Genomic DNA, 16,879 nt, shown 5'->3' with positions numbered 1-16,879 from the left:
AAGCGTTTTTACCTTTCGATGAGCCAAAGTGATTCAAGTTTTCTTGTGTATGTGGCATAGACCAGACAATACCATCAACTGCACATATACGAAGACCATGAAAATCTGAATGTTGTTGCTGTGAATCTTGAAACCATGCTTGGCTAAGCGTGGAAAACAGTGCCTGCAAGGGCTCCAATCCCAAACGTTGTCGAGCTTGTACAGATGCACTGGGAACACAATATTGTGTTGTACCAAAGACAAGTTGCAACTGTTGAACAACATACCAAATGGGTTGATCTCGAAATAAGGCAAGACCAATCACCAGCCATACCACATGTTCAGCAGGGAGTTTTCTCTTTCGGATAGATGCCTTGCCTGTTTCTTTTAAACAAGCTTCGATCCAATTTAAATCAATGAGTTCATTGAAATGTGAGAGTGAGGGTAATGTTTGTTGGAGTGTTAAATCTAAATGATGTGATAAATTCATAAAAAAAATGAGTGTATTTGCATACACTCATTTTTACAGCAATTTATCTTTTTTTGCTTAACTGACTGGCATTAATGCCAAAGCATGCCTTTTGATTTATCTGTCGATCTTAATGTTCACGACGATAGATTTCATCAGCGTGTTCAAAGCGTTCTACAACATCACGAGAAGGCTGCTTGCTGATTAAGCTCACCACAATAATGGTCAATGTAGCAAAAATGAAGCCCGGAATAATCTCGTAGATGCCTGTAGCAGCAAACATGTTTTTCCACAAGATGACAGTCACAGCACCAACAACCATCCCTGCAACCGCACCACTTAAAGTCATACGTTTCCAGAATAAAGAGAAAATGATCAGTGGGCCAAATGCAGCACCAAAACCAGCCCATGCATAAGACACCAAGCCTAAAACTTTACTGTCAGGGTTACTTGCCAAGATAATGGCGAAAACTGCAATCGCAAGCACCATTAAACGACCCACCCAAACCAACTCTTTTTGTGAAGCGTTTTTACGAATAAATGCTTTATAAAAGTCTTCGGTCAGTGTGGTCGAACACACCAAAAGCTGACAGCTTAATGTACTCATGACAGCAGAGAGAATCCCAGCCATCACAATTCCTGCAACCCATGGGTTAAATAGAATTTGAGTCAATTCCATAAACACCAATTCAGAGTTTGTGCCGACTTTGCCTGCAAACTCAGGGTGTGCTTGGAAGAATGCGATTCCAAAGAAACCCGCACCAACCGCACCAGCAAGACATAAAATCATCCATGACATGCCAATACGGCGTGCAGCAGGAATTGATTTTACCGAGTCAGCCGCCATGAAGCGGACAAGAATATGCGGTTGACCAAAATAGCCTAAGCCCCATGCCATTGAAGAAAGAATGGCAATCTTAGACAAATTGGAGAACATGTCATAGGCGTGTGGACGTGCCGTTTCAACCAGTTGCGTGAATTGTGCTTGACCATCACCAATCGCTAAATAGGTAAATACGGGGGTCAAAAACAAGGCAAACAGCATCATTGCAGCTTGGAACGTGTCCGTCCAGCTAATTGCCAAGAAACCACCAATACACACATAGCTGATCGTTGCGATTGCACTGACCCATAACGCAGTGGTGTAATCCATATTGAAAATGGTTTCAAACAAGCGTGCGCCTGCGACCATACCTGAAGCGCAGTAGATTGAGAAGAAAATCAAAATCGTTAATGCAGATACAATACGCAAGACACGTTTTGAGTCATTGAAACGGTTGGTGAAATAATCTGGTAATGTGAGTGCGTTATTTTGGACTTCAGTGTGGACGCGTAGACGACCAGCAACAAATTGCCAGTTGAGCCAAGCCCCAATCGTCAAGCCAATGGCAATCCATGCTTCAGAAAGTCCTGCGGCATAAATAGCGCCTGGTAGCCCCATAAGCAACCAGCCACTCATGTCAGAAGCGCCTGCGGATAATGCAGTGACAAAACTGCCTAAGCTACGCCCCCCAAGAATATAGTCAGAAAAGTCGCGGGTTGAACGGTATGCATATAAGCCAATACAAACCATGGCAATAATATACAGAATAAAGGTAATAACGGTCGGATTAGTATAGTTCATAGATCATCCTGTCTAAAAAACGGTCCGTGTGTTGCGGTTCAGCAAGTGAATTAAATCTATAATTACAGAATAATTACCGAATAACTCACTATAATCAGGGTATTTTTTAGAGGGAAATTCAAAAGTAATAATGAAATAATCGAGGCTAAAAATTCATCAAAAGCGAATATTTAGCAAGTACAGTATGTGAAGCCAATCAGGTTGTGGGGAGTGCTGTATATACAAATACAGTCATAAGTGATACGTCCTTAGGATTACGATGTAATCACGTGATAAGCAAGAAGGCATTCATTTTAGAGGAATTTGAGCTCTTGATACAAAGGTAAAAGCAATCAGATTTTATTTGTGGTTTAATTTTTAGCCGATTTTTAAAAAAATTTTCAAAATTGGCATTTAAAAAACATAATGCTCATAAACCTCTTGCGAAAATGATGATTGCAAATTTATTTGGTTTACCAGTGCAGCGATTATGATAATGCGGAGTTGACTAGACCAATATGTTGTAGAGAATAAAACCATTCCTGAAGTTGTACTTGAGCGGGGTTTACTGACTCAAGAGCAACTCAATGATATTTTTAAATTTGAAAATTTAGTCTCTGAAATTGTGGTTGTTCATGACGAAGAATGTGTATAAGCCATCTTCGGATGGCTTTTTTTACGAATGAATTTAATATGCTTAAGCACTGATTTTATTTGCAAATTGGTTGAATAACTTGGTGTCTGCTTAGGAGGAAATCAGTTGTGCAAAAAGGTGAGCCATACCTTGTGTCGCAGTCTTTTGAATCAATTGATATTGTTTGGGTACAGCGGCATGGCTGGCTTTAGGGTCAATATAAAATGCCTGACAATGTTTTGGGATGTGATGAATCAAACCCGCGACAGGATAAACCTGTAAAGTTGAGCCAATCACAATAAAAATATCAGCTTGACGGACAATCTGCTGAGCATGCTCATATTCGGGAACTGCTTCACCAAACCACACCACATGTGGACGCAGAGGTGAACCATCCTCAGCAAAATCACGATCTAAACGCAGTTCCCAACCATCAATTGGGTAGAAATGTTCTGATGCTTTGCATGTATTTGGTGCAGAACTTTTTGCAAGTCGAATATTGCCATGCAAATGTATCACGTGCTGATTGCCAGCACGTTCATGTAAGTCATCAATATTTTGCGTAATGACGCTGACCTCAAAGTAAGCTTGTAATAATGCAATCAGTTGGTGAGCAAGGTTGGGCTGTGCTGCCAAGATCTGTTTACGCCGTTGATTGTAGAAGCGTTGGACCAGTTCAGGTTGGCGCGCCCATGCCTCAGGTGTGGCAACATCCTCAATGGCATAATTTTCCCATAAGCCATTACTGTCACGAAAGGTATCAATACCACTTTCAGCACTCATTCCTGCGCCAGAAAAGATCACCAGTTTTTGCATATTATTCTCCTGAGTGTTGATGATGTCGTCGTAAAAAAGCCGCAAGTGCCTGAGCAAATTTTTTGGGTTCAGAAACCAAAGGGGTATGCCCTGAGCGCTCAAATTCAACACAATGTGCTTGTTGCTGCATATTGGCGGCAATCAGGCGTTGTCCTTCAATTGGATACAGTTTAGAGCGTGTGCCCATAAAAAATGTACTTGGACAGTTCAGTTGCTGTAAAGCGACACGATAGTCCTGATCATGCTGTAAATATGTATCGACATACCAAGCAAGATAATCTAAACGCTGCATGGGTAAAATAATCGGTTGCAGCATATGATGGCGTTGCGCCACTTTAAACAAACGTGGAAATAAATCATTACTATTTTGAAATTCAAGAAGTTGATGCCAAATGGCAATCAGATGAAAACGCTCATGGCTTGACAGCTCTTGAATGTAGCGATGAGGGTGATAGGTGTGTAATAACTGAGAAAGCTGAGCCAAATGCTGTTTAAAAAGTTGTTGTTGTTCAGCAAAAAGTCCATGTGACCATGTTGCATCGACTACAATTTTGGGGCTTTGATCGATATGTAAATAGGCTTGCAGATAAGTCGTTAAATCGCCGTGTGCCATACCATGCATAGCGGTTGTTGCCCCCATTGAGTATGCAATCACGATAAATTTTTCAAGATGTTTATGCTGAATAACATCACTTAAATCTTGCCAATGGCTCGAAATGGCATCTAAACCTTGAGGAATTTCACAGTGTCGGGAATGCCCAAAACCGCGCCAGTCAGGAATAATAAAACGGAATTTTTTACGATGCTGATATAAAAAAGGTAGCCATTGCCAGCTTTTCATTCCTAAACCTGAAAGCACGATGACAACCTGTTGTCCTTGACCAAATTCACGTACAAAAAGAGATTGTTGGTCACGCATGACATAAAATGGCATAGCTCACCTTATTCTTCTAATCTTGCCAAGACGGGAATTAATTGTTGTAACCATTTAATCCACTCCAGCTCAAGCTGTATGCCCAATTCTAAAATCATTTTATGAATATATAACGTCCGTTGTAGTGGAATATGATTCCCAAAATCTTTTTGATAAATGCTTTGATAAATGTTGAGCGTTTCCTGATGGAGGGTTAAATGGCGTTGTAACTCAGGCAAAATCAAATTTCCACCCAATTTTGCCTCTGCGCGAAGGCGTACCATCAAATCTTCACGAAGTTGGGCGGGGGGGCTTTGTTTACTGAGCCAGTCAGCCAGTTCAATTCGACCAGACTGTTCCACTTGATAGACTTTTTTACGAGAAGATTGAGCCTCATCTACGGTGGAAATCCAGCCTTTGCTGAGCATATGTCCTAGCTCGCGATAAATCTGTTGATGAGTTGCATTCCAAAAATAGCCCATAGAGCGGTCAAAGCGCCGTGCCAATTCAAAGCCTGTACTTGGCTTTTCCAATAAACTGGTGAGTAAAACATGGGCTAAAGACATAATTTTGACAGGATAACAAAAAGTGACTGAATAGATTATGCAACAAGTTGCATTGAAAAAGAAACTTGACTATAACTAAATGCAACAAATTGCATAATAACGCCAGCATGATGCTCGCAGGAGTCCGAAATGTCGACTTATCCGCATTTATTTGCCCCTTTAGATTTGGGATTTACTACATTAAAAAACCGTGTGTTGATGGGTTCAATGCATGTGGGATTGGAAGAAGCAGAAAATGGCTATGCACGTATGGCAGCCTTTTATGCTGAGCGCGCGCGTGGTGGTGTAGGCTTAATTGTCACGGGAGGAATAGCCCCCAATGCAGCAGGCGTGACATTTTTGGGCGGTTCAAAACTCGATAATCAGGAAGATGCAGAAAAGCATCGCCAAATTACTGAAGCTGTACATGAGGCAGGTGGTAAAATTGCCATGCAAATCCTGCATACAGGGCGTTATTCTTATCAACCTAACATTGTTGCACCTTCGGCAATACAAGCGCCGATTAACCCTGTCAAACCTCATGCATTAAGTGCTGAGGAGATTGAGCAAACCATTCATGACTTTATTCACTGTGCCGAAATGGCTCAGTATGCAGGTTATGATGGCGTGGAAATTATGGGGTCTGAAGGTTATCTGATTAATGAGTTCATCGCTGCACGCACCAATCATCGGGATGATGAATGGGGCGGTACGTATGAAAACCGTATTCGTTTTGCCTTAGAGATTGTCCGTCGTACGCGTGAAGCTGTAGGTAAAAACTTTATTATTATTTATCGCCTGTCGATGTTAGATCTGGTTGAAGGTGGATCTAACTTAGCTGAGGTGATTGATCTGGCAAAAAAAATTGAACAAGCTGGCGCAACCATTTTAAATACAGGCATTGGCTGGCATGAAGCGCGTATTCCAACGATTGCCACCAAAGTGCCTCGCGCTGCATTTACGTGGGTCACACAAAAACTCAAAGGTCAGGTCAAGATTCCATTGATTACGTCAAACCGTATCAATACCCCAGAAATGGCAGAACATGTTTTGGCATCTGGTCATGCGGATATGGTTTCTATGGCACGCCCGATGCTTGCTGATCCTGAGTTTGTACTCAAAGCCAGTGAAGGGCGTTCTGATGAAATCAACACCTGTATTGGCTGTAACCAAGCCTGTTTAGATCAGATTTTTTCAATGCAAATTGCATCTTGCTTGGTCAATCCACGGGCATGTTATGAAACCGAGCTGATTTTTAAAGAAGCCACTCAGAAAAAACGAATTGCTGTTGTTGGCGCAGGGCCAGCAGGTTTAAGCTTTGCGATTTATGCAGCACAACGTGGGCATCAGATTGATTTATTTGATGCAGAAAGCCGAATAGGTGGACAATTTAATATTGCCAAAACCATTCCGGGCAAAGAAGAATTTTATGAAACACTGCGTTATTTTCAACGTCAAATTGAATTATATGCTGAACACATTCAACTCAAATTAAATCAACGCGTGAATAGTGATCGCTTGCAACAAGCTGATTACGATGAAATTGTGATTGCGACAGGTGTCACCCCAAGACAACTCGATATAGAGGGTATTGATCATCCAAAGGTTCTCAATTATTTACAGGTTTTAAAGGAGAAACAACCTGTAGGACAACGGGTTGCGATTATTGGGGCGGGCGGTATTGGTTTTGACACTGCAGAATTTCTAACCCAGTCAGGAACCAGCGCCAGTATTGTGCCAGAAAAATTTTATGATGAATGGGGGATTGACCCAGCCTATGAACATACAGGGGGGCTAAAAGCAGCCCGCCCCGAATCGGCTGCCCGAGAAGTATTTTTATTGCAGCGAAAAAATAGTGCAGTTGGCGCACATCTAGGGAAAACCACAGGTTGGATTCATCGACTTAGTCTTAAACATCGCCATGTACAGATGTTGTCAGGCGTTACGTATGAAAAAATTGATGATCAGGGTTTACATATTATTGTGAATGAACAGCATAAATTACTGGAAGTTGACCATATTGTGATTTGTGCAGGGCAGGAATCGTATACAGCAATGTATGATGAATTACTGGCACAAGGCAAGTCTGTTCATTTGATTGGTGGCGCTAAAGAAGCAGGTGAACTCGACGCTAAACGAGCAATTCGCCAAGGTGCTGAACTCGCAGCAACGATTTAACTCTTTGTAAATAAAAAAAACCAGCATTGTGCTGGTTTTTTTATGGCTAAGCAGACGATCTTAGTTGTTTAGTGCAGGTTTTGCGGCAGCAATTGCAGCAGCAACAGCATCATCTTCAGTTAAATGTGCTTTTTTGCTTGGAGTCGATTTTTTCTCGGTAACAGCTTGGCTATTACTTGCATTTGCACTACTTTCTGTTGTAGTAGTTGAACTATTGGTTGCTGGTGCTGTGGTATTGTCCGTAGTTGCTGTATCAGCAGTTACGTCTTTCGTTTCACGACGAATTTCTGTGGTGGTATGTTCAGTTTCTTCACGCTGAATGGTCACTACCTTTGGGGTTGGAGGTGCAGGCGGTGCAACTTCAGACGCTGCTGGAGCAGTAGTTTCATTAATAGAGTGGAATTGCTCAGATGCAGGATTTGTTGGTTGCTCAGATTGTGCAGGTTGATTATCTTGAGAAGGTTCTTTTTCTTTCGAGCAAGCTACAAGAAGTAGACCAGCGGCGATCGCACCGCAGAGCAGAAGTTTCTTATTCATCGCGTAACAAAATTGATTTAAATAAAGATGCGACATTATAGCAATAAAAATTCAATTGCAAATGTACAGATATGTCACCATATTGCATCAAAAATGGTGGTAAAATAGGCAATTGTAATTTGTTATGTGAATACCTGTGGAATGACTTTGCTTTATAGGGCCAGAGTAAAGTAAAATTGCCCAGCATTGCATGCCGATTTAGGCTTGATTGTACGAGAAACCGAATGACCCATTTTATTTTCGTTACTGGTGGTGTTGTATCATCACTAGGTAAAGGTATTTCAGCTGCTTCAGTTGCTGCACTTTTAGAAGCTCGTGGTTTAAAAGTAACCATGGTTAAAATGGATCCATACATTAATGTCGATCCAGGGACAATGAGTCCTTTTCAACACGGTGAAGTCTTCGTAACCGAAGATGGCGCCGAAACAGACTTAGACTTGGGTTATTACGAACGTTTCTTACGTCGTGCGAAAATGACCAAGCTCAATAACTTTACCAGTGGCCGAGTATATCAAGACGTCCTGAACAAAGAACGTCGTGGTGATTATCTTGGTGGTACGGTACAAGTTATCCCGCATATTACGGACAATATTAAAGAACGTGTACTTCGCGCTGGCGAAGGCTACGATGTTGCGATCGTTGAAATCGGTGGCACAGTTGGGGATATCGAGTCACTTCCATTTATGGAGTCTGTTCGTCAGTTATTGGTTGAACTTGGCCACAAACGTAGCATGCTCATGCATTTGACGTTGTTGCCATATATCAAATCTGCTGCTGAACTCAAAACTAAACCAACGCAGCACTCTGTAAAAGAATTGCTTTCGATTGGTATTCAGCCAGATATTTTGATCTGCCGTACTGAACATGATGTTGATGCAGACACTAAACGCAAAATCGCACTCTTCACTAACGTAGAAGCGCGTGCAGTTGTTGTTTGTAAAGATGCAAAAACCATTTATCAAATCCCGCGTAATTTCTATGAACAAAACGTGGATGACTTGATCTGTGAACGTTTTGGTTACAATGATTTACCAGAAGCGGACTTGTCTGACTGGGATCAGGTCTGTGAAGCATTATTTAATCCAGAGTACACAGTACGTGTGGCAATGGTGGGTAAATATGTTGAACTTCCAGATGCTTATAAATCAGTAAACGAAGCGTTATTGCACGCGGGTATTCAAAACCGCGTTAAAGTGCAAATCGATTATGTTGATGCAGAAGCACTTGAATCAAAAGATGTTGCGGCTGAACTCAAAGATGCCGATGCAATTCTAGTTCCAGGTGGTTTTGGTGAACGTGGTACTGAAGGGAAAATGAAAGCCATTCAGTTCGCTCGTGAAAATGAAATTCCATTCTTGGGCATTTGTTTGGGTATGCAGCTTGCAGTCATTGAATATGCTCGCCATGTTGCAGGATTACCAGAAGCGACTTCAACAGAATTCAATCGTGCTACAAAATATCCATTGATTGGTTTGATTACTGAATGGTTAGATGAGCGCGGCGAATTACAACAACGTAGTGTTGAGTCTGATTTGGGCGGCACAATGCGTTTGGGTGCTCAAAAATCTGAATTGGTTGCAGGCACGAAAACACGTGAAGTGTATGGTAAAGCTGAAATTACAGAACGTCACCGCCATCGTTATGAAATGAATGACCGTTTTATTGCACCACTTGAAGAAGCTGGTATGAAAATTTCAGGTTATTCTGTTGCACAACATTTGGTTGAAACGGTTGAAATTCCTGCGCACCCTTGGTTTATTGCAGTTCAATTCCACCCAGAGTTTACAAGCTCGCCACGTGATGGACATCCGTTGTTTGCAAGCTTTATTGATGCTGCGAAAAAACAGTATCAAAAAGGTAAAAACTAAATTACTCCAGTTTTGGAAAGTTTAAATGTCACAATTAAAACCACAAGAGATTGTACGTTTAGGCGATATACAAATGGCAAATCATTTGCCATTTGTACTATTCGGCGGAATGAATGTACTTGAGTCTAAAGATCTTGCATTTGAGATTGCAGAAACGTATATCGATATTTGTAAGCGTTTAGACATTCCTTATGTCTTTAAAGCTAGCTTTGATAAAGCCAATCGTTCGAGTTTGTACTCGTTCCGTGGACCAGGTTTGGAAAAAGGTATTGAATGGCTGGCTGACATTAAGAAACAGTTTAATGTGCCAATCATTACCGATGTGCATGAGCCGTATCAGGCGGCTCCTGTGGCTGAAGTTGCAGACATTATTCAGCTTCCTGCATTTTTAAGTCGTCAGACTGACCTTGTTGAAGCAATGGCAAAAACCAATGCCATTATTAATATCAAAAAAGCACAGTTTTTAGCGCCACATGAAATGCGTCATATCTTGAATAAATGTCTGGAAGCGGGCAATGACAAGTTGATTTTATGTGAGCGTGGTTCTGCATTTGGTTATAACAACCTTGTCGTTGATATGCTAGGTTTTGATACCATGAAAGCGATGAATGTTCCTGTGTTCTTTGATGTGACTCACGCATTACAAACACCAGGTGGGCGAGCAGACTCAGCAGGTGGTCGCCGTGCTCAAATTACCACGCTTGCCCGTTCAGGTATGGCAACAGGGCTGGCAGGTTTATTTTTAGAAGCTCATCCAAATCCAGATGAAGCGAAATGTGACGGTCCATGTGCCTTACGTTTATCCCAACTTGAACCATTCTTGGCTCAGCTTAAAGAGTTGGATACGTTGGTCAAAGGATTTGAAAAATTAGACACACACTAATGCATTGAATGCATTAGCTTATTAATTAACAGAGGAATTGTTCATGAGCCAAATCGTTGACATTCGTGCGCGCGAAATTTTGGACTCTCGTGGTAACCCAACCATCGAAGCAGATGTTATTTTAGATTCTGGGGTTGTTGGTCGTGCATGTGCACCGTCAGGTGCTTCAACAGGTTCTCGTGAAGCACTTGAACTTCGTGATGGTGATAAATCACGTTACTTAGGTAAAGGCGTACGTACTGCAGTTCAAAATGTAAATAGCGATATTCGCAATTTGCTTGTTGGTCAAAGCGTATTTGAGCAAAAATCACTTGATGAACAAATGATTGCGCTTGATGCAACTGAAAACAAAGCTAAATTGGGTGCGAATGCAACGTTGGCTGTATCTCTAGCAGCAGCGCGTGCAGCAGCAACTGAACAAAAACTTCCTTTGTTCCAATACATCGCAAATTTGCGTGGTCAAACAACATTGTCTATGCCTGTGCCAATGATGAACATCTTAAATGGTGGTTCACATGCAGATAATAATGTTGATATTCAAGAGTTTATGATCGAGCCTGTAGGTTTTGGTTCATTCGCTGAAGCATTGCGTGCGGGTGCTGAAATCTTTCATTCCCTAAAATCAGTTTTAAACAAAAAAGGTTTAAACACTGCTGTTGGTGATGAAGGTGGTTTTGCACCAAACTTGCGTTCAAACGAAGAAGCAATCACGGTTATTTTGGAAGCAATCGGTCAAACAGGCTATAAAGCAGGTTCTGACATTATGCTTGCACTTGACTGTGCATCTTCAGAATTTTACAAAAATGGTCAGTACATCCTTGCAGGTGAAGGCAATAAAGCATTCACAAGCAACCAGTTTGCTGACTACCTTGCAGATTTGGTAAAACAATATCCAATTATCTCAATCGAAGATGGTCTAGATGAATCTGACTGGGACGGTTGGGCGTACTTGACTTCAATCTTGGGTGATAAAATCCAGTTGGTGGGTGATGACTTGTTCGTAACCAATCCGAAGATTTTACAACGTGGTATTGACCAAAACGTTGCAAACTCAATTTTGATCAAGTACAACCAAATCGGCACCTTGACTGAAACTCTAGATGCAATTTACCTTGCTAAAGCAAATGGTTATACGACTGTGATTTCACATCGTTCTGGCGAAACAGAAGATTCAACCATTGCTGATTTAGCAGTTGGTACTGCTGCGGGTCAAATCAAAACAGGTTCACTGTGCCGTTCTGACCGCGTATCAAAATATAACCAATTGCTTCGTATTGAAGAATTGACGCAAGCGATTTATCGCGGTAAAGCTGAATTCAAAGGTTTGAACTAAGCTTTATGTTGATGTTTTGGAAAGAAACCTTCAATTCTTTTTCAAGTCGCATCATATTGTGCCTTGCGATCATTTTGGTCGCAGGGTTTCAATATATGTTCTGGTTTGGTGAGGGTGGTTATTATGATCATCAAAAACTCATGCAACAAATCCAGCAACAAACGGAAGTTAACCAAGAGTTAAAAGAGCGTAACCGAATCTTGGGTGCAGAAGTTTATGATTTGAAAAATGGTGCAGAAGCGATTGAAGAGCATGCGCGTTTGGACTTGGGTTTAATTAAGCCGAATGAAACTTTTGTACAGATGAGTACAATTACAACGCAGTATCAATCGACTTATGTTGATCCGAATAAGCAACAAGATGTAGGTACGAATGAAGATGAAGACAGCCCAGATATGCACTAAGCTTTGGGCTATTATTCCTGCTGCGGGTTCAGGCCGCAGATTTTCACAAAATGAATTAAAACAATATCAAAACATCTTGGATCAGACCGTGCTTGAACATAGTGTGGCACGGTTGAATCAACTTCCTTTAGCAGGTTATGTTCTGGCGATTAGTCCAGAAGATCAACTAGCACAAAAACTCCCTTTAGTTTTTCCTGATAAAGCTCATTTTTGTTTGGGTGGCGCTGAACGTGTTGACTCAGTATTCAATGCCTTGAAGTATTTAGAAGCATTTGCAGCAGATGATGATTATGTGCTGGTACATGATGCAGCACGCCCTTGTATTTTATTGAAATCATTACAAGATTTAGTTGAAAAGGCAAAGCAGCATAACAGTAGTGCGATTTTAGCAACGCCTGTGCGTGATACTTTAAAGCGTGTGGTTGATCAGAATCAGATTGAAACTACGGTGAGCCGTGAAGCTTTATGGCAGGCGCAAACACCGCAAATCGCAAAATTCTCTGTATTAAAAGCAGCCATAGAACATGCTTTGGCTGCTGGAATCAATATTACAGATGAAGCAAGTGCATTGGAGTTTTCCCAGCAGCCTGTGATTGTTGTGCATGGGCGTTCTGACAATATTAAAATAACTTACCCTGAAGATTTACAGTTGGCTGAACTTATTTTAACTGCTCAACAATTAGCAAATTAACTTGAGCTGTACTTTGAATTAGTCATATAAGCGATATGTGCCTGTAAAGCGTTGGCAATTTTTCTTGTTGACGTGATTAGTACTGCTTACGACCAAGACTGCTTTTTGATAATTAAACTGATATTGACATGCAGTTTCATTGTTGGTCACCTTGCTTTTATCTGCATTATTCAAGTATGCCAGAAAAGCAAAACTAAGTTTATCGAGACTGGTATTTGGATTGCGATAGACCCAGCCTTCAATTTTAATTTTGTCTTGTTCTAATTGGTGAATTTGTAAATAGGTCTGCGGTTGAGCAATTTGACCATGATGATATTTAATAAAATGTTGTGTCAGACTTTGATTGAGTGAGCTATAAGCATTGAGGTCTTCACTACGCAAATCAAATTGTTGTTCTAGACAATTTTTATTTTTGCATTGAGCAAGGCGAGCTTGCCACATATTTTGTGTGTCGTGTAAAAGTTGTAAGGGGGCATTTGTAACTAAGTTGGAATTGAGATAAAGCTGATTAATCTGATTCACTTGGGATTGATATTGAGTATGGCAGTAGAGTTGGCGAGATTGATGCAACTTTGAATGACATAGCGGTTGTTCAGCAGAACTTTGGATACACACAAATACACTGAGGATAACCATACAGCCGAATGCTTTATTGCTATAAAGATTAAAATTCAACGACATGATCGCTTATACTTTGACAATATGATGCTAGCGCTAACTATAGCGAATCCGCAATAACAAACACAAGTCTTAGAAGGAAGTTTACCATGGTTGCAAAAATTAGAATTGGGCAGGGTATGGATGTACATGCTTTTGAAGATGGTGAATTTGTCACATTGGCGGGTGTTCAAATTCCACATACACAAGGATTAAAAGCACACTCCGATGGTGACGTGGTCTTGCATGCACTGTGTGATGCTTTGCTAGGTGCATTGGCACTCGGTGATATTGGGCAGCATTTTCCAGATACTGATCCAGAATTTAAGGGAGCAGATAGTCGTAAACTGTTGCAACACGTCTATCAATTGATTTTAGATCGGGGATATATGCTCGGTAATGCTGATATGACCGTGGCTTGTGAACGTCCAAAATTGGCAAAATACAACTTAGATATGCGTCAAAGTGTTGCAGATGTGCTTGATGTAGATGTCTCACAGATTAGTATTAAAGCGACAACTACTGAAAAGTTAGGTTTTACTGGACGTCAGGAAGGAATTTTGGCAACTGCCACCGTATTGTTGGTGGCAGCAAGCTAAGAACAGGCATTATGAAAATGCTTTTCCCATCAGGGCTTGTTGAAGCTCTAATGTTGCTTTACGTCCTTGAAGTTGTAAAGCAACATTGTGGATCAAACCTGTCCACGTATCATTAGGCTCCCAAATTTGGTGTAAATAATGCTGCGCCTGTTCAATATCGTTGTTCATATAGTACTGGCGATATAAATACATCAATGCACTCACCCGATAATTTTTAGAGCAATGTATCCAGATACTTTGTTCTTTCACTAGAAAGTTCAGGGTATCGAGAACAAAGAGAGCTTGCTCTGGATCGGGAAGTTCCCAGTGAATGGGAAGTTGAATATAGTTTAGCCCCAATTCAAGGCAAATTTTATCTTCATGTTCAAGCGCATTGCTGGCATCACTCAATGCCAAATTAATGACGGTATTAATACCATAGGCTTTGATGAGCTTAAGCTCTTCAACGGTTGGCTGCCCTGAACTCAAAAGACGTTCATGAATATATTGAAAGTTGAGGGTCTGGCTAAGCGCTTGTTCTAAATTGTTCATGTGTGATCAATCATAAAAAACGCCATCATCATGATGGCGTATTGTAAAACAATTAACGGTTTGGTAAGACGTCTTTTAATGCATCGTGCATTTGAAGTAGCGTTTTTTCCGTTGTATCCCAATCGATACAGCTATCAGTCACGGATTTACCATATTCAAGATCAGCTAAGTTGTCTGGAATATCTTGGCGACCGCCTTTAAGGTGGCTTTCAACCATTAACCCAACGATTGACTTATTGCCATCGAGAATTTGCTCAGTGACATTTTTAAGAACCAATGGTTGTAGGTATGGATCTTTGTTTGAGTTGGCATGGCTAGCATCAATCATGATTTTATTGCTCACTTTTGCTTTTGCCAAAGCTTGCTCTGCTTCTGCAACAGACGTTGCATCGTAGTTTGGCTTGCCGTTACCGCCACGGAGTACTACGTGGGCATAAGGGTTGCCATTGGTACGAATCACAGAAACTTGACCATCTTCATTGAGACCCAAGAAGCTATGTCCATGTTTTACAGCTTGCATCGCATTGGTTGCAACAGTTAAACCGCCATCTGTACCATTTTTAAAGCCTACAGGAGAGGATAAACCTGAAGACATTTCACGGTGAGTTTGGCTTTCTGTAGTACGTGCACCAATTGCAGACCAAGAAATTAAATCATGTAAATACTGTGGTGAGTTTGGATCAAGTGCTTCAGTCGCACACGGCAAACCGACTTCATTCAACTCGAGTAATAATTTACGTCCAATACGCAGACCTTTTTCGATATTGAATGAGTCATTCATGTCTGGGTCATTAATCAGACCTTTCCAGCCAATCGTGGTACGCGGTTTTTCAAAGTAGACACGCATAACCAAGTAAAGCGTATCTTTGACTTTTTCGCTGAGTGCTTTAAGGCGTTCAGCATATTCATGTGCAGCTTTTGGATCATTGATTGAACATGGGCCAATCACCACAAATAAACGTTTATCTTCACCATCCAAAATCTTACGAATCGTGTCACGTCCTTTGAGCACAGTTTGATAGGCTTGCTCAGAAAGAGGAAGTTCTTCTTTTAATTGTGCTGGAGTAACAAGCGGTTGGATACTTTGGATATTGATGTCATCAATATCGGCTGAGGTAATAGAATGGGACTGTAAACTATTCATTGCCTTCACTGGTTAAAAAATACGATCATCAGGATGAATCTGACTATAGCATGCTTTATGAAACAAAGGAGCGTGATTGCACTAAAACTTTGGATTTAAAACGTCTATTAGTCTAATGCTCAACAGCATTAAACATGCTGTTGAGTTGAATTTGCAGGCTGAATCAACATTGCAGTTTCAGCTTTGGCTTTTGGCTTTTCTTTGCTTGGATGTAAGATGAAGTTAATCCCCAATAAAAATAAGGTAATGCCTAAAATTTTACGAATCATTTTTTCTGGCAGTTTCGAGCTGATGAGTGTGCCAAAAATAATTGCAGGAATCGAACCGATGAGTAACCAACCTAAAAGGTGAAAATCGACATTGCCCGAACTCATATGTGCCATACCAGCAACAAAAGTCAGTAACACGGCATGGGCAACATCTGAACCAATGATACGAATCATTGGAAGATTTGGGAACAGTAGAATCAGCGCCATAACCCCAAAAGCCCCTGCACCGACTGAAGACAAGGTTACAAATATTCCTAAGACTGCCCCCATGATGATGATATAAATACGGCGTTTCCCCGTAAAAGATAGTTCATCTGATGGAGATTGTTGGTCACGGAAGCGCTTAAAGAATTTCTCGATTTGTGAGCGAAAAACAATAGAAAGTCCTGTGATGGTTAACATAAAACCTAACACCATGGTCAGTAAGGCTTTGTATTGTGCGGACTGACTTAAATAATGCTCAAGAACCCAATGCGTCGCAAAGGAAGCAGGAATACTGCCAACAGACAGCCAAATAACGATTGGCCAAACGATATTCAATTTTTTGGCATGTACTGCCGAGCCGCAAAGCTTAGAAATTGAGGCGTAGATCAGGTCAGTACCAATCGCAATGTGGGGTTCGATCTTAAATAAACCGATCAATATAGGCGTCATGAGTGAGCCGCCGCCAACACCAGTGATGCCCACACAAAAACCAACAAGCATGCCTGCTAAAATGAACTGAACTGCATCAATCATGAGTGTATGCCATTATATAAATTTGTGCATATCTTAGGAGTTTTTATGAAAAAATGTAGTCATAAAATATGATTTGCTTATTCTAAAA

The 16,879-nt window shown here is 41.0% G+C and carries 17 protein-coding genes; 7 read left to right on the top strand and 10 right to left on the bottom strand.

Annotated elements, in window-relative coordinates; translation table 11 throughout:
* The 5 genes from GBN19_RS06105 to GBN19_RS06080 form a co-directional block, all read right to left on the bottom strand.
* Window positions 1-469: transposase domain-containing protein (locus tag GBN19_RS06105; RefSeq protein ID WP_171492559.1), on the bottom strand; the 469-nt coding region annotated here is incomplete at its 3' end.
* 109 nt (window positions 470-578) lie between these two features.
* Window positions 579-2,072, bottom strand: a complete 1,494-nt coding sequence (putP, locus tag GBN19_RS06100) for a sodium/proline symporter PutP (RefSeq protein WP_151777522.1) — start codon at window positions 2,070-2,072, stop codon at window positions 579-581.
* Window positions 2,073-2,796: 724 nt separating this feature from the next.
* Entirely contained in the window at window positions 2,797-3,501 is a 705-nt protein-coding gene (locus GBN19_RS06090) for an SIR2 family NAD-dependent protein deacylase (RefSeq protein ID WP_151777521.1), read from the bottom strand.
* A 1-nt stretch (window position 3,502) separates the two neighbouring features.
* Window positions 3,503-4,435: an alpha/beta fold hydrolase gene (locus GBN19_RS06085; RefSeq protein WP_151710485.1), complete on the bottom strand. Its 933-nt coding sequence runs from the start codon at window positions 4,433-4,435 to the stop codon at window positions 3,503-3,505.
* Between the two features lie 8 nt (window positions 4,436-4,443).
* Window positions 4,444-4,980, bottom strand: coding sequence for a PadR family transcriptional regulator (locus tag GBN19_RS06080; RefSeq protein WP_151710486.1), 537 nt, complete (start codon window positions 4,978-4,980; stop codon window positions 4,444-4,446).
* Window positions 4,981-5,109: 129 nt separating this feature from the next.
* On the opposite strand from GBN19_RS06080, the gene GBN19_RS06075 reads away from it, so the two are divergent.
* The gene (locus tag GBN19_RS06075) at window positions 5,110-7,137 is read left to right on the top strand and encodes an oxidoreductase (RefSeq protein WP_151710487.1); all 2,028 of its coding nucleotides are present in this window, start codon (window positions 5,110-5,112) and stop codon (window positions 7,135-7,137) included.
* 60 nt (window positions 7,138-7,197) lie between these two features.
* On the opposite strand, the gene GBN19_RS06070 is transcribed toward GBN19_RS06075, so the two are convergent.
* A complete protein-coding gene (locus GBN19_RS06070) occupies window positions 7,198-7,674 on the bottom strand; it encodes a hypothetical protein (protein ID WP_151777520.1) in 477 nt (158 codons plus the stop codon).
* Window positions 7,675-7,898: 224 nt separating this feature from the next.
* Here GBN19_RS06070 and GBN19_RS06065 point away from each other — a divergent pair, with 224 nt between their 5' ends.
* From GBN19_RS06065 to ispD, 5 genes are read left to right on the top strand one after another with little or no spacing between them, the layout of a single operon-like run.
* A complete protein-coding gene (locus GBN19_RS06065) occupies window positions 7,899-9,542 on the top strand; it encodes a CTP synthase (RefSeq protein WP_151710489.1) in 1,644 nt (547 codons plus the stop codon).
* A gap of 25 nt (window positions 9,543-9,567) precedes the next feature.
* On the top strand, window positions 9,568-10,425 hold the full coding sequence (kdsA, locus tag GBN19_RS06060) for a 3-deoxy-8-phosphooctulonate synthase (protein ID WP_151710490.1): 858 nt from the start codon (window positions 9,568-9,570) through the stop codon (window positions 10,423-10,425).
* A gap of 43 nt (window positions 10,426-10,468) precedes the next feature.
* On the top strand, window positions 10,469-11,758 hold the full coding sequence (gene eno / locus GBN19_RS06055) for a phosphopyruvate hydratase (protein ID WP_151777519.1): 1,290 nt from the start codon (window positions 10,469-10,471) through the stop codon (window positions 11,756-11,758).
* A 5-nt stretch (window positions 11,759-11,763) separates the two neighbouring features.
* Window positions 11,764-12,162: a cell division protein FtsB gene (ftsB, locus tag GBN19_RS06050; protein WP_151710492.1), complete on the top strand. Its 399-nt coding sequence runs from the start codon at window positions 11,764-11,766 to the stop codon at window positions 12,160-12,162.
* Complete coding sequence (gene ispD, locus GBN19_RS06045; RefSeq protein ID WP_151777518.1) at window positions 12,131-12,853, top strand: 2-C-methyl-D-erythritol 4-phosphate cytidylyltransferase; 723 nt, start codon at window positions 12,131-12,133, stop codon at window positions 12,851-12,853. Before ftsB ends, ispD begins: the two co-directional genes overlap by 32 nt.
* An 18-nt stretch (window positions 12,854-12,871) precedes the next feature.
* On the opposite strand, the gene GBN19_RS06040 is transcribed toward ispD, so the two are convergent.
* Window positions 12,872-13,534, bottom strand: coding sequence for an A1S_1983 family putative colistin resistance protein (locus GBN19_RS06040; protein WP_151777517.1), 663 nt, complete (start codon window positions 13,532-13,534; stop codon window positions 12,872-12,874).
* Window positions 13,535-13,620: 86 nt separating this feature from the next.
* Here GBN19_RS06040 and ispF point away from each other — a divergent pair, with 86 nt between their 5' ends.
* Window positions 13,621-14,109 (top strand): 2-C-methyl-D-erythritol 2,4-cyclodiphosphate synthase, encoded by a 489-nt coding sequence (gene ispF / locus GBN19_RS06035; RefSeq protein ID WP_151710495.1) that lies wholly within the window; start codon window positions 13,621-13,623, stop codon window positions 14,107-14,109.
* Window positions 14,110-14,118: 9 nt separating this feature from the next.
* Here the strand turns inward: ispF and GBN19_RS06030 are convergent, their stop codons facing one another.
* From GBN19_RS06030 to GBN19_RS06020, 3 genes are all read right to left on the bottom strand, one after another.
* Window positions 14,119-14,640: a protein tyrosine phosphatase family protein gene (locus GBN19_RS06030; RefSeq protein WP_151777516.1), complete on the bottom strand. Its 522-nt coding sequence runs from the start codon at window positions 14,638-14,640 to the stop codon at window positions 14,119-14,121.
* Window positions 14,641-14,692: 52 nt separating this feature from the next.
* Complete coding sequence (locus tag GBN19_RS06025) at window positions 14,693-15,784, bottom strand: 3-deoxy-7-phosphoheptulonate synthase (protein ID WP_151777515.1); 1,092 nt, start codon at window positions 15,782-15,784, stop codon at window positions 14,693-14,695.
* A 128-nt stretch (window positions 15,785-15,912) separates the two neighbouring features.
* The gene (locus GBN19_RS06020; protein ID WP_151777514.1) at window positions 15,913-16,791 is read right to left on the bottom strand and encodes a sulfite exporter TauE/SafE family protein; all 879 of its coding nucleotides are present in this window, start codon (window positions 16,789-16,791) and stop codon (window positions 15,913-15,915) included.
* Between the last annotated feature and the right edge of the window lie 88 nt (window positions 16,792-16,879).

This window comes from Acinetobacter brisouii (assembly GCF_008993995.1).
In the GTDB taxonomy this organism is placed as follows: Bacteria; Pseudomonadota; Gammaproteobacteria; order Pseudomonadales; family Moraxellaceae; genus Acinetobacter; species Acinetobacter brisouii_A.
The sequence above is the reverse complement of the archived record's forward strand: the minus strand, read 5'-3'. Positions and strand labels throughout refer to the sequence as shown.